Source organism: Mycobacterium talmoniae, from assembly GCF_001854525.1.
Classification (GTDB): Bacteria; Actinomycetota; Actinomycetes; order Mycobacteriales; family Mycobacteriaceae; genus Mycobacterium; species Mycobacterium talmoniae.
Genome location: NZ_MLQM01000033.1, coordinates 1 through 15,829, shown reverse-complemented (window position 1 = coordinate 15,829; position 15,829 = coordinate 1). Strand labels below are relative to the sequence as shown.

The following is a 15,829-nucleotide window of genomic DNA, read 5'->3' as shown; positions in this document are numbered from 1 at the left end:
CTCAATTCCCTTGATCGCTACAGTTGCTTAACGCCGTACCAGCTGTTACCGAGCATAATTCGCTCACCCAGGTCCGGATAGTCGACGGTTTCGAGCACCGCGATCTCTTTCGGCGTCGGGAGCTCGCGATAAGGCCGGAGCTGTCCGCTCTCGTCCACTAGTCGTCCGCGCATCTCGGTGAGGAGGCGCCGCGCCTCGGCGGAGTCGATCTGGTTAAGTACCGTGTCCATCCGTTGCACAATGTTGCCCACCGAGGATTTCAGCCTCGCCGGGTCCGGATCCCACCGGAAGTCTTGTCGTGCCCACACCAAGCCGCCATCCTCCAGGGCGGCATGTACCTCGATTCGGTCTGCGCCCGCCCGCCGGTAGTAGTCCTCGAGCCGAGGCGCGAATGCCGAGGCGAACCCGTTGCCTTTCGCGTGGTCCTCCAGGATCATCGCATTGTTCTTCACCACAATTTTCCCGTTGGGATCGCGGGTAAACTCCCGCTCGATCACACCGACTGGCTCGCCATCCAAATGGATGACCCCTTCGATAACCGGCGAACGCACCTCGTGGAACTCGACGACGAACGCATATCCCTTATGCGTGTGTACTACCCCGGACAGGTCATCGGCTAGTTGCCGCAGGCCTGCGTCGTCACCGTGAGCCAACCCGTCGACGACATCCGACAACGGTTCCGCGAACCGTGGTTCCAGCTCGCGCCGCTCGTAGGGGGTGGCCCTGTACGCGCCCTGGTCTTCGGTGAATCCGCCTGCGTCCCTGCTTTGTGACGCTTCAAACTCCGAAGACGTGTGCATGCTCTCGTCGAGTCGGGCTTCGATGCGATCGCCGCCGCTGTCCGAATGCCTGGCCGGCGAGGGGTCCGCCGCGATGATGCGGGCCATGTGCTGCAACGCCTTGCTGTCGCGGTCGAAGTAGGCGTTGTGCGGGTCGCGGTGCTGCTCAGTGTCGACGTCCCAGACCTGCCCGCCGAAGGCCGGGCGGTGCGGCATAAGCCCGTGCCCGACCCCCAACCGGTCCAGGCCCAGTCGCCGCGCCAGATCCACAGCACGGATCGGGTCGTCGGTGCGGGTCATAGTGTGCACTGGGGCCTGCCCAGCCACTAAAGGTTCGCCCTTGAGCATCAGCCCCGACACGTCGGCGACCCTCAAGCCCGGGCTGCCCAAGTTGATCAGGCCATCGGCATTGAGCCCGTATCCGCCCTTGGCGGCCTCACCGACCAGGACTGTGCCATACGAATGCCCCGCCACCCACAGTTTGTTCTCTGCGACAAGATTCGTGAGTTGAAGCCGGTCACAGTGATTGCGCAACGCCGCGGCACCCTCACGCGCGAACCGGGGGTTCCGCGCGCCGGTGGCGGGATTCACCAAGCTCTGGGGGGCGTGATAGTTCTGATAGTCCACGACCGCCACATGATCATGGCCAAGACGAGCAACCAGGGTGTCGTGTATCCGAAGGCTGACCTCCATGTAACCCGGCTTCTCGAAACGTTCCTTAAGTCCGAACCAGTTTTTGAAGCCGGGGCGTTCCGGATAGGGGTTGAGGGTGTCATGGTCGGTGAAGGTGCCCGGGGCGAAGACCACCGTATGGCTGGCGGTATCAGGATTGCCCACCGCGGTGATGCTTCGGCCGTCGTGTTCGAACCCGAGCAGGTACCGGGGCGGCTCATTGTGGCGGGGCGCCACGGCGTCAATCACATCTTTGTAGCACTGCAGACGATTCCAGTCCTCCGGGGTCGCGAACTGCTTCCACTGATCCGGGCCCATGGAGGGGTCGGCGCCGTTGATCTTGGCGCGCATACGGATGTCGTCGATCAGGTTGTCGTGCAGATTGTGCGCGGCTTGGCGGGCGTAGTGATCGCACACGTCCACCGGTAGTGCGGCATGTTCACCGAACATGGGCTCGACGGTGTAGAGGTAACCACGTTCGTCGGCGGTCAGGTCGTCCCACAGGTCGCGCAGCGCCTGCCGCTCCTCGCGGCTGAGATCCGAACCGTCGAAAAGCGGGTCATGCCCATCACCTCGGTGCGGCATGCCCAGCTGATCCGACCGGTGCGTGTGGTCGGGATGAGGCTGTTCCAAATCGACTGGCTCCGCGAGGTTTTGACGGAATTCGTCGATCAACGTGCGGATCCGGTCGAGACGTCGCTCACCGGAATGGTCGGTCTGGGCGCGCCCCTCGCAGGACTCTACCGCGGAAACGGACTCAGCGTGGTCGGCGTGGCGCGCGGGATCCGCCCCTCCCCGCGCCGTTGCGGCCTGGCCATCGGCCGCATCCGCGTGTTCCCGTGCCGCGTGGTTCTGGAGAAAATCCTTGATATCCGGGCGCGGAGTGTTGTGCGGGTCACGCAGGTGCGCATCGGCCGCTTTAGCCCAGTCCCGGATCGCCCGTTCGTGCGCCGGGTGTTGACGCACCATGTCGTCCACAACGGAGCCGAACTCGGGCGGGCCGTGGCCCTCGGCGGGCAGATCTTCCGGTGTGAATCGGTGCCATCGCCCGTCGGGGGGAATGCGTGGCGTCAGTTCGCCGTTGGGGCCGCGCTCAAAGCCGGTCACCACCGGTTCACGGCCATCGGGGAATGTCCAGACCGGACGGTCGGGGGCACTGACCGGCACCCCCAGTTCGCGGGCCAACTCGGCGGCGAACGGCTGGCTGCCGCGACCGGTGTCACACGACAGCAACCGGATCGGAGACCGCCCATCCCAGCCGGTGCTGTTGCGGATCACCTCAGCGAACCCGCGCGCCCCCATCCGGTGCTCGGCGCCGGCACCGTCCCACACCAAAACCCCGCGCGCATCACCGTGCACATCGATGGTGAACTCACCAGCGACCGGGCGGACATCCCCGGCAGCCGAGCGCATGGTGGTGTCTGCCGGGTCGAAGAACGCCGCCCCAGCCTCGGTGGCGAACACCGAACCCTCGAATACCCGCGCCGCAGCTGCGGGGTCCACAGCCTCCCCTATCGGAGGACCGGTACCGGGCGGTTCGCCATCGGAATCCCAGCCCCGATGCACCGGGGCCCCCGAACCGTCCGGCGGATCCGGATGCGGCCCGTGCTGCGGCGAATCCGGGAACACCCACTCCCCGCCTTTGTGGGCAGGCCAGCCGTCAACCACGTGATCGTCGGGCTCTTTAGCCGACACCCAGGTGTCTTTGCTCTCGAGCCGCGCCACGAGATGCCGCGAGCCGTCCGAATCGACCCGAATCAACACCGCCCCCGGCTTCCACCGCCCGTCTTTCAGCTGATACTCGGGATTGAGGCCATGCCCGTCGCCGGTGTACCCGGTGCCTGTATGTGGCGGCGCCCCGGAGTCAAGATCCATCGTGTGTGGGTCAACGATGCCAAGGTGCTCGGTGACTCGCCCATTCGGCACATAGAAGTCGCCGGCGGCCAACTGCCCCTCGATGACATAGACGTGATCGGTGGTGGTAAACACCTCGTACGGTGACCACTCGCCGTAGTCCAGCCGCAACCCGCGCAACATCTCCGGCGGCGTCCGCAGGTTAGCGGCATCCGAGGCTACCGACACACACCCAGATGCAGCGTCGGCTTTGTACCGCCCACCGCCGCCGTACTCGGAACCGGGATTGGCGACCTGCTCGAGAATGGTTTCGACCGCCGGTTTGCCGACCACCTTGCGGATCACTTCCCCGGGACTAGGATGGGGATGAGCCATCCGCGCCTCATACACCATCCGCAGCTGCTCGGTACTGAACTCGCCGGCCAACCCATCGCGGCCCACCACCGCGGCCCGTTCGTTGATCGCCATGAGGTCATCCAGGCTGAACCCATGACGCTCCAACACCGGCAGGACTGCCTCGATCGGATCCGGCCGCGCAGGCGTCGAATCGCCAGGACCGGCCGGTTGTCCCGCTGGCAGCTGACCGGGGTCACCGTCATGATCGCTGGGCAGCCTGTCACCGATCACTGCCTTGTCCGTGTGCAGCCCCTGTTCGGGTGAGAGCGGCCGTGCGGGTGTTCCGTCTGGTTCGAAAACCGCGACTTGTCTGCGGGCGACCAAGTCGGTGTCGGGGAGCCACGGTGTTGGCGTGCGCCCGTTGCCGTCATAGACGTACAAGGACCCCGAGCCGTGCGGTGCATGCGGGTTGGGTTCCACCACATACAGATGCGATCCGGGATGCCCGCCGTGTAGGGCCGCGGGATGGTAGGTGTCGACGACGAACACGCTTTTGCCGTCGCGGACCGCCGCTTCGATGGCGGCGGCATCGCCTTCGCGCAACCGGGTGCCCAACGCGTGCTCCAGATCGTCTTGGCGCACACCTCGGCCGTCGTGCAATTCGTCCCCGATCTGCCTGATCGGGGAGTCGGGGTGGCGTTCGACGAAGCCTTCGATGCCCTGCCGAACACATTCGCGCGGGCCGGGATAACCTGTCGCGGGTTCGGCGGGCCGGGCCCGCGCGGGGTCACCGACGAAGCGATGGTCCGGGTCATGCCGGCCGAGTTCGAGGGTGAGCTTGTCGATATCGCCGGCGAAAATGTGGCTCAGGTTGTCCAGGGATTCGGTGACGCGCACATGCGGGTCATCGCGCAGCAGAACGGGTTTGCCGTCTGGACCGATGGCCTCGGAGGCAAACATGTTGGTGTGTGAACCCAGCCCCTTGGTGAGTTCGTGCGCGGCGTATTCCGCGCGGATACGCACCCCGCCGAAATCCGGCGATGCCGGGTCGCGGCCTAGCCCGAACCGGCCGAAGATCTGAGCCGCTCCGGGCTCGCGACCAAACCCGAACCGGCCCAACAAAGGATGGCCGGCAAGCTGGGAACTGCCGACCTTCGTCACCATATCCCCGCTGGAGGACGCGACATACACCCGATCGTCGACATGGAATTCGCTGGCATGCGCCACCGGCCCGGCACCGGGCGAACCCATCAGGGTTATCGAGTGGACGTAGCCACCGAGCCGGCCTCCAGCACCGGCGTACGCGGTGGTGGTCGACCCATACGAATGGCCGAACAGCTTAATTTCTGGCGGGTGGGTCCCGAAGCTAGCGTGCAGGGCCGCGACATCGTGGGCCAGCCGGTGACCGCCTGCCTCGGCGAAGGTCGGGTGAATGGTCTGGCCAAAGATGCCCCGCCCCGACGGGGCGTCATACCCGAGCCAGGCGAACGTCGCTCGCCGCGTGTCGGTCCCTTTGAGGCCCGCGCGCATGTGCAGGTTCTCCGCGGCGTTGACGATGCCGTCAAAGGAACGGATGTTGCTGGTGATACCCGGCGTGTAGACAGCGACCTGGTCGGCGCCACTTAGGTCACCGATGGCCATGACCACGCGCCCGTCCCCGCCGAACGCCAACGGATCGTAGGTCCACATGCGTCGCGGCGGGCTGCCTTCCGGTGGCTGATAGCGCTCTTGCCAGATCCGGTCCACCGAGCGGGTCTCCTGCGTGGAGGTGAAGACCGCGGCCAGCCTGCGCAATTTGGAATCCGAGCGTGCGGTGTCGGGCAGCTTGCCGTTGAAGTCGTCGCCTCGGATATCGGGGCGAGGGTTGTGCTCTGGATCCCGGAAATGGTCGTCCATCTGTTTGGCCCAGTCCCGGATTGCCTCGGCTTGCGCCGGGTGGCGCTCGGCGAAATGTTCCACCAGGTTGTGATCCACCAGCGTGGTGCGGACGTCCGGAGGCATGCCATCAAGGTGGGCCAATTCGCTGTGGTGTCCGGCGCGGGTCTCATGAGCGATGATCGCTTCACGCATCGCCGGATCGAGGGCATTCCACCGCTGCAGCACCTGGCTGCCCTTCTGATGCACCGCGCCGGTATTGCCATCGGTGGGTTCGGTGCTGTGCTGTTTGAGGTCGTTGATCGCATGCGCAACGTCATCAGGACCGGGTGTGCGGTGCGGGCCCCACTCGGGTGCCGGACCGTGCGGTGGGCCCTCGTGATCGGCCGGCTGGACCTGCCCGTCGCCGGCATGCGGATCGGCTGTACGCGGAGGTGGCTCGTGGTGTGGTAGCGCTAGGTCGGTGCTGCCGGGTGGCCGGGGAACCGCGCCGAATATTGCCGCCTGTTGTCGTTGCAACTCGCGGACACGTTCGGGCGATGTGCCAACTTCGCGCTCCTCCGCGTATAGCGGGTGGGTGTTCATTTTCGCATCGAAGCTTGACGGCGTATGGAACTGCACTTCGAAAACGTGCCCGCTTACCGGATCGCGCCAGAAACTATTGATGCCCTGATACGCCGGATTACCGTCCTCCGTCTCAGAGCCCCATGAATTTTTGAATTTGACCGGCTCGTAACCATTCGCTAGCAGCTCATCCACCGCGTGATTCACATTCGAGGTATACGACTCCTCCGAAGACCGCACCGTGTAGCGGATGGCATCCTTCATGTCGGTCAGGTGCTCAGCGATACTCAGGTCTGGGTCCTCGCCGATCACCTCAGCCAGCTTCCGCTTGAACGAATCCTCGGTCTTGAGTCGATGATCGAGCCCCACCAACTCGGCTCGGTCGAGCCCGCCCGTGATCCGGCCCATCGCCTCGGTAATGCCTTCTTCAGCCCCCTTCGCACTCGCCAGGAACCGATTAGCCTCGGCATTCGCGGCTGCGTCAAGCGACGCGCCCTGGTCGTTACGCCAACCCCCGTCCACGACAGGCTCCGCCGTTGGCCCAACATCCTCACCAGCCGCGTGACCGTCACGGGCGTCTGGCAACTCGTCGGGCGGCCCACGCCAACCACCCATATCGTCGCGGAGCTCCGGTGAAGTCATGGATGCTTCAGGGGTGCTGGCAATATCGGTCTCAGGGCCGTTGCCACGGTTGGTGTCGGTGACGGGCTGGTCCGGCGAAGGCTTCCCGTTGTACGCGGCGGTTGGCTTGGCGGATCCCGCAACTGGCCGATCTCCCGCGACAGGTCGATCTCCGGCAGCAGGTCGATCTCCCGTAACAGGCCGATCTCCCGCGACAGGTCGACCCGATCCCGGATCCAGCCCGCTCGTCCCGAGGGCGGTCTGGCCCGAGGGCCCGCCCCCCGACTTTGCCTGATCCAGCGATCCGCCGACCTTCATATTACTGTGAGCATTCAGATCGGGCTGGGGGCCGCGTATCTCGGGTGTGCCGGCCAGATCGGGCTGGGGGCCGCGTATCTCGGGTGTGCCGGCCAGATCGGGCTGGGGGCCGCGTATCTCGGGTGAGCCGGACAGACCGGTGGTGGCTGCTTCGGTCGCGGGGACAGACTCGCCGGTAACATTCACCGAGTCCGCTGGGACCTCCGCGCTCGCTGCATCGGGTAGCGACGCCATAGAACGCGCATCGACCAAGTCCGGGCCGTCTGCCGCCAGCGAGGCGTCCGCCGCAGGAGCTGCCTTCAACGGGGGCGACGGCGGAGGCGAGTCGTCCGGGCCTCGGGCGACTGGGGCGCTGGGTGGTTGCGCGGTTGGGCCACGACCGACCGACTCCGGTCGCGATGCCAGCTCCGGTGGTGGCGGCGTCGATAACCTCGCTCCGGTCGCGGCAGGCTGGCCCGACTGGGCGCCTTGACCGGCCAGATCGAAGTGACTAGCGCCGTCGTCGGCCGCGGATTCGGCGGGTGCGGCAATGCGCTGTGGCTGCGCGGCAGTTTCGTGCTCTACTTGCGGATGCTGTGTCGGTGGCGGATCTGTGAGGGCCTGCTGCCCATGGCTATCTGCTGGCCCCGACCCCTCCGGATAAACCTTCGTTGGCGGCCCGGCCGGCCCGGGGTCGGGCGGCGCAGCGTTGTGGTCCGCAAGCCGCCCCATAAGATGCTCACTGGCAGCACCTCCGGCGCCAAATATCCCGGCCACCCCCGCCGTCTGTAGCGGTTCCCATTTTTGGTAGGCAACGCCGTCTCCCGCGAGCATGCCAGCGTAGTTTGCTCCGAAATGAACTGCGAGTTGTTGTCCTACATTCGTGGCCTTAGGGGCCGCAAATCTTGAGATCGGGGAGGAGATTCCGCCCATGACCAACCCGGAAAGGCCCGCCCTCCCGGTCGAGGCCAGATCGAAGCCTTCCTTTTTCTTACCCGTTTGTGGGTCTATAACCCCGGCCTTTATCCACACGCCCTGACGTATGGCATCATTCCCGGCCATCATCCCGCCGGCGACCACAGCGCCCTTCGCGCTAGTCTTCAAGGCTTGCTTTATGGTGAGCTTTTCGATCTCTTTTTTGGCGACAGTCGTAGCTAATTTCTTCGTGATTATCCTTTTTACCGCTTGGCCAACCATCTTTTTGAGCACAGCCTGCAAAGCATACTTCGTTGCCCAAAGCGCGGGCCCTGAAAATACTGCTCCCAAGTTTAGGGCAGCGAGCGTCACATCTGTCCAGAACCTAATCTTTGTACTGCGAATTTCTTCGCCGACATGCTCCAGTCTATCTGCTAATAATTCAAAATTACTGATCATGCCATCGATATTGTCGAGCAAATCGATGAAGTACTGATCGAGGCCATCTCGATAGGCGCCGTCGATAAATCCGCTTAGAGACGTCGACTGCGCGCTCTCCGCGTGTTTCTTAATCTCTTTTAATTTATCGGCGAGGTCTTTCCATTCCTTCGCCTGGTCTTTGCACGCACCCGCATCGCCTTGGGGATAGTCTTCATCTGTAACAAGATGATTCCAAAGCCAGCTGAATACACTCATGCTCAACTACCCCGAACGGCACGCTGACGTGCACACGGCAGTCGCACGCAATGTTTCGCAGATCAGGGCTTTGTTGTCCGATTCCGCGCTTGTTCTACATACTGGTTCGCCGCGTTAGTAAGATTTGGCCCGACAGAATCAAGAGCTGGTTTCAGATTATTTTTCGCAATCCCCACAATGGTATCACGAACCTTAGTGAAACCGTCTTCGCCGCTGTTAAATGCCTTGGCGATTTTGTCGTCATGCCCCCACGGTTCGCCCTTGATACCGTCGGCTTTCTGCGCTATCGCGTCAAAGCTTGCGGCAACCTCGCTCCACAGGCCAGCCCCCGCACGGGCTCGGTCCTCGTTAAATTCAAAGGTGTCTAAACCCATCGCAGTCCCCTCGAAGCCATCACTGATGGGCTATTTTAGGGCATCAACGGGCGGTAGGCGTCACTAGTTTCCAGACCCGTGGGGTCCCCAGCCGAGTCAAGCGGACTCGGCCCACAGGTCCTGCCAGCGGTGGGGCGCGCTGACAGCACCGTGCCGCTCTCGGTCCTACGTGGCCACGATGGTTGTTGCAGGCACCCGATGGGGGCAGGGCCAAGTTCTCCCGGTCAATGCCGCCGGCGACGGCCAGGTTGCCGGTTGGCTGCCGCGACGGATCCCCTACTAGGCAGTTGCGGCACACCCCGCCACCGCCGGAGTCGTCGTGGGCTAAATCTAAAGCCGCTAGATCCATCGACGTGTGCCGAAATCCGTCTCGGCGGATCCGTTCGACGCGGTGCTCGCCGAGCGGATGCTCAACGTCGGCCTGGCTCGGTTAGAACTCCGTCGTGGCGTATTCAGGCCAGGTCCCCCGGTTCTGCCGGCTGCTCCACTCCGCTTGTGACATCGCCACGTTGGACAGCGGATCCCTCGGCTCGTGTCGATAGGTCCGCTTGTTGATCGTCAACGGATGTTCCTGGTTGAGTTCCGCCGGATTCGTCAGCGACACCGCCGTCATCTCGTAGTCGATGGTCGCGGAATCCTCCCGCGTCCGCTGGATCGTGATCCTCCACCGCGGGGGATAGATCTGTCGGCCGGCCGGAGGCGTCCCGTGGCGCCTCGCCGCCGTGTAGGTCTGTGCGACCCTGCTCGCCGGCCAACTCGGATACTGCGTCACGACCCCGGTCGTCGAGTCGATCACCAGTTTCGCCAACCCCACCCGCTTGCTCAGCGTGTTCTGCTCCGCGCCCAGGATCGGTGAACAGACCCAGCCCATCGCGAACGGGGTCACCCGAAAGCGGCGGTTCGGGCTGATCTGCGCCAGGTAGGCCAGCGCTTGTTCCGGTGTGTCCAGCTCCGGCATGGTCGGCTCCTTGTTGAGGTGCGAAATGATCGGCTGTGGTCGGGATGAACTGCAATGCCGCGGATTCATCGACCATCCACGCCGGCGGATGATCCAACGTCGAGCCGTCGTGCGGGTCCCACCACACCGGACCGGCGGCGTCGAACGGGTAGACGACACAGCTGGCGTGCGCACCGTCGAGCACGGGTAACCCATCCGCGTCGAACAGCACCGCACCGGTGATCGGATCGCGGGCGTGCCAGTCGGTGAGCACGTAGGCCGCTGCACCGGGGCCCAGGTCGCCGATCTGCTGGTGCAGCGCGGCGAACTGTTCGGGAATAGGCAGCCCGTCGTAGTGGTGCAGCTCGCCAAGCCAATCCCTGGCCCGCGCCACCCCGTGTGCTTCGCCGTCGCTGTCGATGCTGCCGTCGGGTAGCTGGTCCAGATGCCGCGGCACCGCCACCGTCGGCTGACCGTAGAACGACGCCAACCCGCACAAGGCGGTGTCGTTGGAGTTGTTGTCGCGGCCGGGGATTGCGGGTCCGCCGCCGTTGATGAGCGCGCCGTAGGGGTTGGTGCGGGGGTCAGCACCGACTTGGTAGCCGCCGGCGGGCCTGCTTAAAGCCTCTTCGAGCGCCCGCTGGTAGGCCAGTGTCTCGAGATGCGCCAGCTGATGCGGCCCGTAGCGGCGACGGTTCGCGGGATTCTCAAAGCTCCACGCCTCCGAGAAGGGCCCGTCACCGTCGGGCCCGGACGGTGGGACGTCGTTAGTCTGGTCCCGGCCGGTCGGTGCCGCCGGGTCACGCTCGTGGGCGTCCGGCGCCGGGTCGGCGATTCTGGTCTTCGCAGTCAGCCCCGCCGCCCGGGTGTGTTCGCCGCCAGCTGGCCCGGACCCGATGCCCGGCATCACCGGCACGATCACCACCGGCGGTATCGCCGGGCCGGCGGGCGGCTCGGCGTCGGGCTGCTCGGCACGGGCTGCCTCGTGCTGGGTCGCGGCGGACACCGGCGTTTGCTTGGCGCTCCGGGTCTCCGCGTCGCTGGTGAGCCGCGCGCTCGGCTGCCTGGTCTCCGGCGGCGTCGGTCCCTTGGGCGGAGTCTGGTTGTCTGGTGTTTTGGGCGCCATCGGGTGATCCTCGGCGGGCTTGGTGGGGGCGGCGGGCCCGTCCGACGGCCTGGCTGGCGTCGGCGACATGTCGGAGGTTCGCGCGGGTGGCGAGCCGTCCTGTGGTCGGGCCGCGGGGGGCGGGTCATCCTGTGCGGGCACGCTGGTCGACGCCGGGGTGTGTCCGGGCAGCGGGTCGCCGATGTGGAACTGGCTGGCCGCGGGACCGGTTTGGGGCTGCTCGCCGGGGGTGGCGCGTGATGTCTGGCTCTCGGCGATGGCGGGCGGCTCCCCATGGCGGTCGGTGCTGGCGGTGGCCATTGGTCGATCGCCATCGGTGATGGTGCGCTGTCCGTGGGTGTCGGCGAGCGCAGACGGTCGCTGCTCGCCGGGGGCGGGCTGCTCGGGTTGTCGTTCACCACGCACCGGGGACGCAGCGTTGGCGTCTTCGCTGTGGTGCGCGGATGTTTTTGGTTCGCCCGCGGTGACGCCGGGTTGTGCCGAAGTGTCGCCGGCGGGCGCCTTGGGCGGCGCAGCCGTGGGGGGCTGCGCAGTTTGCCGTTCGTCGCTCGCTGACGGGGTTTGGTGTGGTTCGGCGGCGTGGGGGGTGTCGTCGGCGCCGGGTGTCGTCGGGGTCGCCTTGTCCGCACCGACCGACGGGTCCGTTGTTGGCGCACTCGCCCGGCCACCGGTTGGTGCGGTGGCGGGGCTATTTGGTGTGGTTCTCGTACTGTCGGCCGCCGCGACGCGGGGTTGCGGCGTTTGGCCGGCGTCGGTCCGTAACCCCTTGGGGGCGGCGGGTACCTGGGGCGCACGCCCGGAGGTCGCCGGCGCGCCGTTGTGATGGGCCGACGTGTTCGGGGGCGCCGGGCCGTCCCAACGCGGTGTCGCGACGGGACGGGTAGTCGCCGTCCCTGCTTGACGGGTGATTTCCCGTTGCGCGGCGTGCTGGGCCAGTAGGGTGATGGCCCTCTGAATAGCGCCGCGAATGATGAGCTTGGCCGCCGCGGCGCGTGTGGCAATTATTAGTCCGCCGCCGGGGGCCCAAAAGTAGGCGGCGATGGTTAACGCCAGCATCCTCAGCTGCGCGACAAAAACGTCTTTCACCGACTCGATCTGCGTCGCGACGTCCTCGACGCTGTCGGCCAACTGCCGCAACTGTTGGACAACGGTATCGATCTCGTTGGGCAGCGTGTTCAGCTGGTTGTGCAGCTCAGTATGAAAATGACCGGAGCGGAAGCCCAACAAAGTTGCCCGGGTCGCGTTGTCGACCGTGCTCTTGTAGGCCTCCAGCTGGTTCGCGTACTCTCGCCACTGCGCGGCCTGTCGACGGCACGCGTCCTCATCGCCGGTCGGCAAGTGCTCGCCGACCAGCCCTAACGCCGTTGACAGCCCGCCGGGAAGCCCGATCGTCATCGCTGCTTCCCTCCGCGCACGCGTCGCGCGTAAGCGAAGGAAATACACACCGCGCCCCACCACCACACCGGCTTGCCCACGGGGTTACTTGGCTTCCGCTTACAAGGTCCGGTTTTGCTGCATCGCCATGATGGCGTTGGCTGCCTCCGTGATCTTGGGGACGAAGCTCTCCACCTTTTTGTGCAAAGCCGCCGTGTTGGCGAACACGTCCGCACGATCCGGCGCGAAGCCGTCGTGAAACTTTGAGCCGATCTCATCGTCGGACCAAGGGTTTCCGGAAAGGCCGCTCTTCAGGGCTTGCGTCAACGACTCCAGTCCGTTGGCGGCTTCGGCGAACTCCGTGCCGCCCGCACGCGCCAACAACTCATTGAATTCGAAAACCTCGCCGGACATCCCCATACCCCTCACCCGGGAGCACCCGGATTCTGATCAGTTCTTGCCAGAATCGTCTGCTGTCGCTTCCGGTGTGTCCCGCCGCCTCGATTGTCGGCTGCACATCCCCCTCCGCAAACACGACTTGGTCCATTCTGGCAGACGAACCGACCGGTCAGGACGGCAATTTCGGCGCAGGGTACGGCGCGCGATGGTGCAAGCCGGGTGCGGCGCTGTGTCTGGCGAGACCGACGTGGGCGGCTGGACCTAACCCAGACCTAACGCACTGTCAGCTTCACCACGTCCACGTGCCTGACGGCGTCGCGCTCGGTGAGGTATCTGGGAAAACCGCCACGATACCGCTGCCCACGCCTCACCCGGCCGGCTCCAAGACCTCCGCGCCCACGAACGGGACCAGTGCGGCCGGCACTCGCACACTGCCGTCGGGCTGCTGATGGTTCTCCAGGATCGCCACCAGCCAGCGAGTGGTGGCCAGCGTGCCGTTCAACGTCGCCGCGATCTGCGGTTTGCCGTTGGCGTCGCGATACCGGGTGGCCAGTCGGCGCGCCTGAAAGGTGGTGCAGTTCGACGTCGACGTCAGCTCCCGGTAGGTCTGCTGGGTCGGCACCCACGCCTCGCAGTCGAATTTGCGCGCCGCCGAGGAACCCAGATCCCCAGCGGCCACGTCGATGACCCGATACGGCACCTCGATGGCGGCCAGCATCTGCCGTTGCCAGCCCAGCAGCCGGTCATGCTCGGCCTCGGCGTCGTCGGGTTGGCAGTAGATGAAGGCCTCCAGCTTGTCGAACTGGTGCACCCGGATGATGCCGCGGGTGTCTTTGCCGTGGCTGCCGGCCTCCCGGCGAAAACACGACGACCAGCCGGCGTAGCGGCGCGGACCGGCCGACAGGTCCAAGATCTCGTCGGCGTGATAGCCGGCCAATGGCACCTCGGAGGTCCCGACCAAAAACAGGTCGTCGGCCTCCAGCCGGTACACCTCTTCGGCGTGCGCGCCCAAAAACCCGGTGCCGGACATGATCTCCGGGCGCACCAGCACCGGGGGGATCATCAGCGTGCAGCCGTTGTCCACCGCCAGCCGCACCGCCAGCTGCATCAGGCCCAGCTGCAGCAGCGCCCCGCGGCCGGTCAGAAAGTAGAACCGGGCGCCGGACACCTTGGCGCCGCGCGCCATGTCGATCAGCCCGAGGGATTCGCCGAGCTCGAGATGATCGCGCGGGTTGTCGATATCGGTGGGTTCACCGACCACGTCCAACAGGGTGAAGTCGTCCTCCCCGCCGGCGGGCACCCCGTCGATGATGACGTTGCCGATCGCCATATGCGCGGCGGTGAACGCCGTCTCCGCGTCGCCCTGCGCGGCCTCGGCGGCCTTGACCTGCTCGGCCAACTCCTTGGCCCGCGCCAACAGCGCCGGCCGCTCCTCGGCGGAGGCCGCGCCCACCGCCTTGCTGGCGGCCTTCTGCTCGCCGCGCAGTGCATCGGCCGTCGAGACCGCGGCGCGTCGGGCGGTGTCGGCGGCCAGCAGCGCGTCCACCAGCGCCGGGTCCTCCCCGCGGCTGATCTGAGAACGGCGGACCAGTTCGGGGTCATCGCGCAGCAGTTTGAGGTCGATCACGGCTGCTAAACCTACCTTTGCGACCACCGGGCCGCCGTCGCCAGGTGGTCGGCACACCCGCCCAGCGTGCCCGCCGGGCACAACCCCATAACGCTACATACGCATCAGTTGTCACGCGGTCCCGCGCGCCTGCCAGAATGGAACCGATGTCGCAGGAAGCTGACCAGGACGATCGACCGGCCGACCCGCCCGCACCGCGGTCGGCGCGGTTCGCTTGGCTGCACACCCTGCAGGCCACCTCGACCCGGCGGGCGCTGCTGTTGACCGCGCTGGGCGGCTTGCTGATCGCCGGCGTGGTGACCGCGGTACCCATGGACGACTCGGGCCCTTTGGCCCATCTGGGGTCCAACCCGGTGGCGCACACCGGCGGCAAGACCAGCGAGGCGTTCAAACACGCCGCCAGCGGGAACTGCCTGATGTGGCCGGATAACACACTGGATGCAGCGAAGGTCGTCAACTGCGCCGACGAGCACAAGTTCGAGGTCGCCGAGTCGGTGGACATGCGGACGTTCCCCGGCTCGGAGTACGGGCCCAGCGCCGCCCCGCCGTCGGCCAACCGCATCGAGCAGATCACCCAGGAACAGTGCGAACCCGCGGTGCGCCGCTACCTGGGCGCGCGGTTTGACCCGGTGGGCAAGTTCGTCACCAGCATGCTGTGGTCGGAGCCGGCGTGGCGTCAGCACGGCGAACGCCGCATGCTGTGCGGTCTGCAGCTGCCCGGCCCCAACGGCCAGCAGGTCGCGTTCAAGGGCAAGGTGGCCGACCTGGATCAGTCCAAGGTGTGGCCGGCCGGCACTTGCCTGGGCATCGACGCGACCAGCAACCAGCCCACCGACATCCCGGTCGACTGCGCGGCCCCGCACGCGATGGAGGTCACCGGCACGGTGAACCTGGCCGAGAAGTTCCCCGACGCGCTGCCGCCCGAACCCGAGCAGGACGGCTTCATCAAGGACGCTTGCACCCAGATGACCGACGCCTACCTGGCGCCGATCCAGCTGCGCAGCACCACGCTGACGCTGATCTACAACACCATCTCGCTGCCGAGCTGGTCGGCCGGCAGCCGCCAGGTCGCCTGCAGCATCGGCGCGACCCTGGGCAACGGCGGCTGGGCGGCGCTGCTCAACAGCGCCAAGGGGCCGCTGATGATCAACGGCCGCCCGCCGGTGCCGCCCCCGGGCCTCCCCGGGGGGGGGGCGGGTCCGCCCGCAGGGGCAGGGCCCCAGACGCGGCGCCGGTCGCCCCCCCCCCCCCCGCCACCCGCCGGTGCCGGCCTCGGCGGTCTCCTTGCCCTGGTAACCGCTCAGCAGCTGGATCACCTGCTGGCGCACCCGGGTCAGCTCCGCGCCCAGCTTCACCAAGACTTGGGCCGCCACACCCTCGCCC

At 66.2% G+C, this 15,829-nt stretch carries 5 protein-coding genes and 2 pseudogenes; 1 reads left to right on the top strand and 6 read right to left on the bottom strand.

Translation table 11 applies throughout. The features are described from left to right. Nucleotides 1-17 precede the first annotated feature (17 nt). From BKN37_RS29800 to serS, 5 genes are all read right to left on the bottom strand, one after another. Nucleotides 18-8,609 carry an alpha/beta hydrolase gene (locus BKN37_RS29800; protein ID WP_131823549.1) on the bottom strand — a complete coding sequence of 2,864 codons (8,592 nt, stop codon included), beginning with the start codon at nt 8,607-8,609 and terminating at the stop codon, nt 18-20. A gap of 62 nt (nt 8,610-8,671) precedes the next feature. Then, nucleotides 8,672-8,983, bottom strand: coding sequence for a hypothetical protein (locus BKN37_RS28825; protein ID WP_131823548.1), 312 nt, complete (start codon nt 8,981-8,983; stop codon nt 8,672-8,674). 452 nt (nt 8,984-9,435) lie between these two features. Next, nucleotides 9,436-12,441 carry a toxin glutamine deamidase domain-containing protein gene (locus BKN37_RS08825; protein WP_071024553.1) on the bottom strand — a complete coding sequence of 1,002 codons (3,006 nt, stop codon included), beginning with the start codon at nt 12,439-12,441 and terminating at the stop codon, nt 9,436-9,438. Nucleotides 12,442-12,540: 99 nt separating this feature from the next. Then, a complete protein-coding gene (locus tag BKN37_RS08820) occupies nt 12,541-12,834 on the bottom strand; it encodes a hypothetical protein (RefSeq protein ID WP_131823547.1) in 294 nt (97 codons plus the stop codon). A 352-nt stretch (nt 12,835-13,186) separates the two neighbouring features. Beyond that, nucleotides 13,187-14,446, bottom strand: a complete 1,260-nt coding sequence (gene serS, locus BKN37_RS08815) for a serine--tRNA ligase (RefSeq protein ID WP_071024548.1) — start codon at nt 14,444-14,446, stop codon at nt 13,187-13,189. Nucleotides 14,447-14,583: 137 nt separating this feature from the next. Here serS and BKN37_RS08810 point away from each other — a divergent pair. Beyond that, nucleotides 14,584-15,462 (top strand): annotated as a pseudogene (locus tag BKN37_RS08810) (septum formation family protein); the annotation flags it as partial. A 204-nt stretch (nt 15,463-15,666) separates the two neighbouring features. Here BKN37_RS08810 and BKN37_RS29795 read toward each other — a convergent pair. Further along, nucleotides 15,667-15,829, bottom strand: a pseudogene (locus BKN37_RS29795) (hypothetical protein); the annotation flags it as partial.

Bases quoted from the DNA above. Each gene is read 5' to 3' on its own strand.
- BKN37_RS28825 (WP_131823548.1), bottom strand. From the start codon at position 8,983: ATGGGTTTAGACACCTTTGAATTTAACGAGGACCGAGCCCGTGCGGGG.
- BKN37_RS08825 (WP_071024553.1), bottom strand. From the start codon at position 12,441: ATGACGATCGGGCTTCCCGGCGGGCTGTCAACGGCGTTAGGGCTGGTC.
- BKN37_RS29800 (WP_131823549.1), bottom strand. From the start codon at position 8,609: ATGAGTGTATTCAGCTGGCTTTGGAATCATCTTGTTACAGATGAAGAC.
- BKN37_RS08820 (WP_131823547.1), bottom strand. From the start codon at position 12,834: ATGTCCGGCGAGGTTTTCGAATTCAATGAGTTGTTGGCGCGTGCGGGC.